This is a genomic window from Nocardioides sp. (assembly GCF_035429765.1).
Lineage (GTDB): Bacteria > Actinomycetota > Actinomycetes > Propionibacteriales > Nocardioidaceae > Nocardioides.
In genome coordinates, this window is the sequence record NZ_DAOMFK010000194.1 from 1 (window position 1) to 6,150 (window position 6,150).

Genomic DNA, 6,150 nt, shown 5'->3' on the forward strand with positions numbered 1-6,150 from the left:
CACGCACCCCACCCGGCGATTTCGCAACAGCCACCTGGTGACTGGGATCTTCCGCTCTCCTGGAGACGCAGGTGGTGCTGGGGATGAGAGCTGCCGATTGCCCGCCCGGCCCGGCTGTGGACAACCGGTCAAACAGCGACGGGTCGGCGGGTGTGCGCCCAGGCCGCGGCGTACAGGGTGATGCGGGAGAAGTAGCTGATCCAGACGATGAGGATCAGCGTGATCCCGAACAGCTGGAACGCGGGCGCCTGCGTGGTGAAGGTGAGCAGGTAGGAGGCGAGCCGCTTGAGCGCCTCGAACGCCACCGCGCCGAGGAGGGCGCCCAGCCACAGGGAGCGCCGCGGCGCGTGGGGGCGGGCCAGCAGGGTGAACATCAGCCAGAAGAGCAGTACGGCGGACGCCACGCCCAGGACGACCGAGAGCAGCGTGAGGGCGAAGCCGAGGTCGGTTCCGAGTCCGACCCACTCCAGCAGCTGGCGCGCGTAGTGGGAGACGAAGCCCGAGACCGCGACGCTGAGCAGCAGGAGGGTGCCCAGGGAGACCAGGGCGGCCAGGTCGCGGGCCTTGCCGAGCAGGAAGCTGGGGTACTCCTCGGACGGGAGATCGAAGACCGCGAGCAGCGCCGAGCGGGTCGCGGAGAGCCACCCCAGCCCGGTGTAGAGCGCGCCGAGCAGGCCGACCAGGCCGAGGGTCCCGGCCAGCCGCTCGAGGTCGGCGAGCGAGAGCTGGTCGGCTCCGCCACCGAACACCCCGGGGAAGAGCTGCTCGACCGCGGTCTCCAGTGCCTGCTCGGCGTTCGGGAAGACACGCGCGAGGTAGCCCACCACGAAAAAGGACAGGGCCAGGAGCGGGAAGAACGACAGCACGCCGTAGTAGGTGATCGCACCCGCGTGCATCGACCCCTGGACGGCCGAGTACTGCTCCTGGGTGCGCAGACCGTGGTCGAGCAGGCCGGAACGCCGACGGGCGGTGGCGAAGGTGCGCTGCGCGCGGTCGCGGGCCGAGGACAGGTCGGGCATCAGTCGACGGGCGCGCCCAGCACGAAGTCCCGGGTGGGCTTCCAGCCGTCCGCCGCGTCATGGGCGTAGAGGTGGAACGCGGTGGCGTCGAAGCTGCACCGGAAGTCCGCCAGCTCCGCGAGCGCGCGGTCCAGGGCCTCGTCGGGCAGGTGGTGGGCGATGGTGACGTGCGGGTGGTAGGGGAACTGCAGCTCGACACCGAGCGGCCCGCGGCGCAGGGCGTCGGCGAGCTGCTCGCAGCCGTCCCCGCCCGCGGCCACCGCGACGAACACGACCGGGGAGACCGGCCGGAACGTGCCGGTCCCTCTCAGCTGCACCTGGAACCGCGGGACCGTGAGCGCGACGTGGGCCAGGTGGTCCTGGATCTCCTCCAGCTCCGCCTCAGGGACGTCCACCGGCGGCACCAGGGTGATGTGGGCCGGGATCAGCGCCGCGGTCGCCTCCCCGACCGAGGTGCGGTAGTCCTGCAGCTGCTGGCCCCAGGGCTCCGGGATGGCCAGGGCGACACCGATGGTGGGCACGGGGGCGAACCTACCCCGCCACCGTCGGGACGAAGCCGACCCGGTCGTAGACGTCGCGCAGTGTCGCGGCGGCGACGGCGCCAGCCCGGGCCGCGCCCTCGGCGAGCACCGCTGCCAGCTGGGCAGGGTCGTCGAGCAGCGCCAGCGTCCGGTCCCGGAACGGCGTGACGAAGTCGACGACCTGCTCGCCCAGGTCCTTCTTGAGGTCGCCGTAGCCGCGCCCGGCGTACTCCGCCTCCAGGTCCGAGACAGGCCGGCCCGAGAGCGCCGAGTAGATGGTCAGCAGGTTGCTGACACCGGGCTTGTCGTCGGGGTCGAACCGGATCTCGGAGCCGGAGTCGGTGACCGCCGAGCGGATCTTCTTCGCACTGGCCCTCGGGTCGTCCAGCATCTCGATGATGCCGGACGGCGAGGACGCCGACTTCGACATCTTCGCGCGCGGGTCCTGCAGGTCGGTGATCTTGGCGGTGGACTTGAGGATGTAGGGCTCGGGCAGCCGGAAGGTCTTCTTGTAGCGACGGTTGAAGCGCTGGGCCAGGTCCCGGGTGAGCTCGAGGTGCTGGCGCTGGTCCTCACCCACCGGCACGAAGTGCGGCCGGTAGAGCAGGATGTCGGCGGCCTGGAGCACCGGGTAGGTGAACAGCCCGACGGAGGCGGCACCCTCCCCCTCCTTGGCCGACTTGTCCTTGAACTGGGTCATCCGGCGCGCCTCGCCGAAGCCCGTCAGACACTGCAGCACCCACGCCAGCTGGGCGTGCTCGGGGACCTGGCTCTGCAGGAAGATCGCCGAGCGGGCCGGGTCGATGCCCATCGCGATGAGCTGGGCGGCGGCGCGAAGGGACCGCTCGCGCAGTACCGAGGGCGGCGGCGGGTCCATCGTGATCGCGTGGAGGTCGGCGATGAAGAAGAACGGCTCGTAGTCCTCCTGCAGGTCGACCCACTGCCGCAGCGCACCCAGGTAGTTGCCGAAGTGGAAGGAGTCGGCGGTCGGCTGGATGCCGGACAGGACCCGCGGTCGAGCGGTGCTGGTGCCCGCCTCGGCGACCTGGGTCTCGGGTCGGGTGATGAGCGAGGACATGGGGAGGATTGTTCCATCCCTTGGTCCCGGGCCCGCGCGGCGCCCGGGACACGGTCGACGGACCGGCGTGCGTCAGCCCAGCAGCCCCAGCGCGGCGTTGAACGTCTCCGACGGGCGCATCACCGCGGAGGTCTTGGCGTCGTCGGGCCGGTAGTAGCCCCCGATGTCCGCAGGGCGCCCTTGCACCGCGAGCAGCTCGGCGGCGATCGTCTCCTCCTGCTCGGTCAGGGAGCGGGCCAGCTCGGCGAACGCAGCGGCGAGCTCGGCGTCCTCGGACTGCCCCGCCAGCTCCTGGGCCCAGTAGAGGGCCAGGTAGAAGTGGCTGCCCCTGTTGTCGATGCCGCCCAACCGTCGAGCCGGGGAGCGGTTCTCGTTCAGCAGCGTGCCGGTGGCCCGGTCGAGCGTGTCGGCGAGCACCCGAGCCCCGCCGTTGCCGCTGGTCTCGGCGTACTTCTCCAGGCTCACCGCGAGGGCCAGGAACTCCCCCAGGCTGTCCCAGCGCAGGTAGTTCTCCTTGACCAGCTGCTGCACGTGCTTGGGCGCCGACCCGCCCGCCCCGGTCTCGAAGAGGCCCCCGCCGGCGATCAGCGGGACCACCGACAGCATCTTCGCCGAGGTGCCCAGCTCCATGATCGGGAACAGGTCGGTGAGGTAGTCGCGCAGCACGTTGCCGGTGACCGAGATGGTGTCCTCGCCGTGCCGGACGCGGTCCAGGGAGTAGGTCATCGCGTCCACGGGCGAGAGGATCTTGAGGGTCAGCCCCTCGGTGTCGTGCTCGGTCAGGTACGTCGTGACCTTCGCGATCAGGTTCGCGTCGTGCGCCCGCGTCTCGTCCAGCCAGAACACCGCCGGGGCACCGGTGGCCCGGGCCCGGGTGACGGCCAGCTTCACCCAGTCGCGGATCGGCACGTCCTTGGTCTGGCAGGCGCGCCAGATGTCGCCGGCGGCGACCTCGTGCTCCATCAGGGTCCGTCCGGCCCGGTCGACGACCCGCACCGTGCCGTCGGCGGGGACCTCGAAGGTCTTGTCGTGCGAGCCGTACTCCTCGGCCGCCTGCGCCATCAGCCCGACGTTGGGCACCGAGCCCATGGTCGCGGGGTCGAAGGCACCGTGGGTGCGGCAGTCGTCGATCACGGCCTGGTAGATCCCGGCGTAGCAGCTGTCGGGGATCACGGCCAGGGTGTCGGCCTCCTGCCCGTCGGGACCCCACATGTGCCCGGAGGTGCGGATCATCGCGGGCATCGAGGCGTCCACGATCACGTCGGAGGGGACGTGCAGGTTGGTGATGCCGCGGTCGGAGTCCACCATGGCCAGCGCGGGGCCGGCGGCGATGCCCTCCTCCACCGCAGCCCGCACCGCGGCACCCTCCGGGAGCGTGTCCGCGGCCGCCAGCAGCGCACCGAGACCGTCGTTGGGGTTGATCCCCGCGGCCGCCAGCGTGGCGCCGTGCTCCTCGAAGAGGGAGGGGAAGAAGGCACGGACCACGTGGCCGAACATGATCGGGTCCGACACCTTCATCATGGTGGCCTTCAGGTGCACCGAGAACAGCACGTCCTCGGCCTTCGCGCGGGCGATCTGGTCGTCGAGGAACGTGCGGAGCTCGGCCACCCGCATCAGGGTGGCGTCGACGACCTCGCCGGCGAGCACGGGGATCGACTCCTTGAGCACGGTGACGGTCCCGTCCGTCCCCACGTGCTCGATCCGCAGGTCGTCGTCGGCGGCCAGCACCACGGACCTCTCGTTGTGGCGGAAGTCGCCGGCGGCCATGGTGGTGACGTTCGTGCGGCACCGGGGCGACCAGGGGCCCATGCGGTGGGGGTGGGTGCGGGCGTAGCTCTTCACCGAGGCCGGGGCCCGGCGGTCGGAGTTGCCCTCACGGAGCACCGGGTTGACCGCGGACCCCTTCACCCGGTCGTAGCGGGCCCGGGTCTCGCGCTCCTCGTCCGTGCTGGGGTTGTCGGGGTAGTCGGGCAGGTCGTAGCCCTTCTCCTGCAGCTCGGCCACGGCCGCCTTGAGCTGCGGGATCGAGGCGCTGATGTTCGGCAGCTTGATGATGTTGGCCTCGGGGCTCTTGGCCAGGCGACCGAGCTCGGCGAGGTCGTCGGGCTGGCGCTGCTCCTCGGTCAGCCGATCGGGGAACTGGGCGAGGATCCGGCCGGCCAGCGAGATGTCCCGGGTGACCACGGGCACACCTGCGGCCGCGGCGTAGGCCTGCACGATCGGCAGGAACGAGTACGTCGCCAGCAGCGGCGCCTCGTCGGTGTGCGTGTAGATGATCTGGGCTGAGGTGTCGGTCACCGTTGGGACGCTAGTAGTCCCCCTGACCGGCGGCAACATCGGGGTCCTCGGCAAAGCCGGGGGCATTGCGCCACGCGGGAGCGCCCGCCGGGTTAGGGTTCACCCCGGTCCGTGCGGACCGCTCTGGGGAGGGGGAGCCGTTGTCCGTGCCAGCCACGACTCGCCAGGCGCTCGGCGCCGAGGCGGTCGGCACCTTCGTGCTGGTGGTCGTCGGGGTCGGCGCCCTGCTGATGACCGGGGGCGACTACCTCGCCACCGGTCTGGCGTTCGGTCTCACCGCGGTGGCGCTGACCTCGGCCCTGGGGTGGGCCTCCGGCGGCCACTTCAACCCAGCCGTCTCGCTGGGCGCCGCCCTCGTCGGCCGCCTCTCCTGGGGACGCAGCGGGCTCTACGCGCTGGTGCAGACCGCCGGCGCGCTGCTCGCCGGCGCGACCCTGTGGGGGCTCATGCACGGGTTCCCGGGCTTCCGCAGCGAGGGCAACCTCGGGCAGAACTCCTTCGGCGCGGCGGGCAGCGGCTACGCCTGGTGGGCGGCCTTCCTGCTCGAGACGCTGATGACCGCCGTACTGGTCGGGGTGGTGCTCGCCGTGACCGACGAGCGGGCGACGTACGCCGGGCTCGCGCCGGTGGTGGTCGGGCTGACCCTGGCCGTGCTGCACCTCGCGTCGATGGCGGCGACCGTCACCTCGGTCAACCCGGCGCGCTCGGTCGGCGTGGGGGTCTTCGCCGGGGCCGCGGCCGTCCGCCAGCTGTGGCTGTTCGTGCTCGCCCCGCTGTTGGGCGCCGTCGTCGCCGGGCTCGGCTACCCACTCCTGCGGGGGCGCGAGGCCGCACCCGGGCTGGGTCGCCACCGGGCGGCGGGGTCCGAGGGCGCTGGCCCGGCCGGGCCGCGCCGGAGGGGTCCGTGCTGGACGGCCTGCGCGGCCTCACGCCGGTGGAGACCGCCTACGGCGGCGGCTTCGTGAGCGAGATGCTCGGCCGGCGCTCCGACGCCGGCGGCGCCCGGGACTGGTTCTTCTACGTGGACGGGGTGCTCTCGGGCGTCGGGGCGAAGGAGGTCCCGCTGCGCGACGGGAGCGTCGTCTGGTGGGACCACCACGCGTGGTCGGGCGCGCAGGACGTCTGGGGCGTGGTCGGGCTCTGGCCCCTCCCCTTCTCGGCCCGCGCGCCGCGGATCGTGGCCGACCCCCCGCTGGACGCCGCGCTCGGCGTGGCGGGGGCGGCGAGCGCCGGG

6 protein-coding genes are annotated in these 6,150 nt (G+C 72.3%); 2 read left to right on the plus strand and 4 right to left on the minus strand.

Annotation, left to right across the window (positions count from 1 at the left end; genetic code table 11):
- Window positions 1–128: 128 nt before the first annotated feature.
- The 4 genes from PLP61_RS14170 to PLP61_RS14185 all read right to left on the minus strand — a co-directional run bounded on the left by PLP61_RS14170 (window position 129) and on the right by PLP61_RS14185 (window position 4,916).
- Window positions 129–1,019, minus strand: a complete 891-nt coding sequence (locus PLP61_RS14170; RefSeq protein ID WP_324503397.1) for a YihY/virulence factor BrkB family protein — start codon at window positions 1,017–1,019, stop codon at window positions 129–131.
- Window positions 1,019–1,540 (minus strand): 2'-5' RNA ligase family protein, encoded by a 522-nt coding sequence (locus tag PLP61_RS14175; RefSeq protein WP_324503398.1) that lies wholly within the window; start codon window positions 1,538–1,540, stop codon window positions 1,019–1,021. Before PLP61_RS14175 ends, PLP61_RS14170 begins: the two co-directional genes overlap by 1 nt.
- Before the next feature lie 10 nt (window positions 1,541–1,550).
- Window positions 1,551–2,618, minus strand: coding sequence for a tryptophan--tRNA ligase (gene trpS / locus PLP61_RS14180; RefSeq protein ID WP_324503399.1), 1,068 nt, complete (start codon window positions 2,616–2,618; stop codon window positions 1,551–1,553).
- A gap of 72 nt (window positions 2,619–2,690) precedes the next feature.
- Window positions 2,691–4,916, minus strand: a complete 2,226-nt coding sequence (locus PLP61_RS14185) for an NADP-dependent isocitrate dehydrogenase (protein ID WP_324503400.1) — start codon at window positions 4,914–4,916, stop codon at window positions 2,691–2,693.
- Between the two features lie 146 nt (window positions 4,917–5,062).
- Between PLP61_RS14185 and PLP61_RS14190 the strand changes: the two genes are divergently transcribed.
- Together PLP61_RS14190 and PLP61_RS14195 are read left to right on the plus strand one after the other, a co-directional pair.
- A complete protein-coding gene (locus tag PLP61_RS14190; RefSeq protein ID WP_324503401.1) occupies window positions 5,063–5,881 on the plus strand; it encodes an aquaporin in 819 nt (272 codons plus the stop codon).
- The coding region (locus PLP61_RS14195; protein WP_324503402.1) for a DUF4430 domain-containing protein at window positions 5,878–6,150 on the plus strand (273 nt) is incomplete at its 3' end. The genes PLP61_RS14190 and PLP61_RS14195, both read left to right, overlap by 4 nt.